Source organism: Vibrio rotiferianus CAIM 577 = LMG 21460, from assembly GCF_002741985.1.
In the GTDB taxonomy this organism is placed as follows: domain Bacteria; phylum Pseudomonadota; class Gammaproteobacteria; order Enterobacterales; family Vibrionaceae; genus Vibrio; species Vibrio rotiferianus.
Genome location: NZ_APHW01000073.1, coordinates 1 through 1,449, shown reverse-complemented (window position 1 = coordinate 1,449; position 1,449 = coordinate 1). Strand labels below are relative to the sequence as shown.

Below are 1,449 nucleotides of genomic sequence, written 5' to 3'. Positions count from 1 at the left end.
GCATGAAAAGACTTCGCTATTTCATGCTGGCACAAATCTCAATTTAAAGGAGATAAACCTATGTTAGAACTACTAATTTTATTGTTTTTAATTCTGTAAGGAGATTCAAAGGGATGTTTAAAAAGATATTGATCGTGTCAGTGTGTGCAGTTCTTGGGGCTTGTGCATCGCATGAAGATTTAGTGCTTAACTCAGGATGCCCAACAGGGGCGTCTATGGCTGAAATTAAACAAGGTTGCAATCAGCCAGAGACACCAGAGCAAACACAGAAAAGAATCGAAACGTATTACCGGTATCTAGCCGTTCTGCAGGAAGACGCGAATAAAAACAAATCGCTATAATTCTGTATATAGGGGATTTCGTTTGATGAGGGGGAGATCCTCAGATAAGATAATCCCAGATGTGAAAAAACCCGTCTTTGCAGGACGGGTTATTTTCGGAATACTTCTACGCTCCAGAAGTCCTTTCATATTAGCATATCGAAAAGACCTTTCAAGAAGTTTCCAAGTTGTCGAGTGGTAGGGTCAGTGTCACTGGCGACAACTTCCAGCATCATGCGTTACCAGCGGTACATCCGTAAGCGCACACCAGATGAGTGAACCAAGAATCAGTACTAGCGTATGGAGTTAGTCAAAGAGGCTTGTAGATTGGGTAGTAACCCTTGCAAGGAACTAAGATTTTAGGTTGGCGGGAAACGGTGAGGATGGCGGTAGAACAACCGGTAATTTCCGCAGTTAGTTTGTGTTCTCAGGACTAACCAGATGATAGCGATATACTCGGCTCCGGTCGGCATATTAAATTATCTGCTTACACTATATTTAACGGAATGATACTCCGTAATATAGGGTGAGTGTATCCAGAATTCCGCTTCAACCTCTCACCAATCAGCATATCCAAAACCCCGACATCTTCAAAATTTACTTACTCACACAAAAAAACTTAATAAGAACTTTTATCATTTAGTAAAGGTCGAGTGCTGAGCGTAGCCGCTGAAAGAGCGAAGCGATTGAACCTGCTAGCTCAGTGCTGACCCGACAAGCGATAGCGCGTCAGTCGTTGACACCTATGGTTAATATTCTCGATTAACTATCGTTAACCAAGAATGTCAACGAGGTTTTTAATCGAATGTTTTCCGCTGAACGCTCCCAAACATTCTCACGAATACGGGTTCTGACGCTGCGCTTCGGGCTGGACGCCCTTCACTTGCTAAAGATTGGCAAGCCAAAGTCGCCACGCTGCGCGTGACCACCCACAAAAACCACGATTCTCTAAGATTTCTCCTACGCTTGAACGCTCCGGAGAAACTAAGAGACCGCTTCCCTAAATTAATGCTCCGCTTAATTCTGGGGCCCGCTATCTGTGGTCCTTTGAGGGTGGTCACCCGCCGTTACGCTGAACGCTTCACTAGCTGGCGACTTTGGCTTGGGACTCCGATCCCCACCCAAACCC

1 protein-coding gene is annotated in these 1,449 nt (G+C 44.9%); it reads left to right on the top strand.

The genetic code is table 11. The features are described from left to right. Positions 1 to 113 precede the first annotated feature (113 nt). Entirely contained in the window at positions 114 to 341 is a 228-nt protein-coding gene (locus B853_RS16065; RefSeq protein ID WP_038883229.1) for a hypothetical protein, read from the top strand. Positions 342 to 1,449: the final 1,108 nt, after the last annotated feature.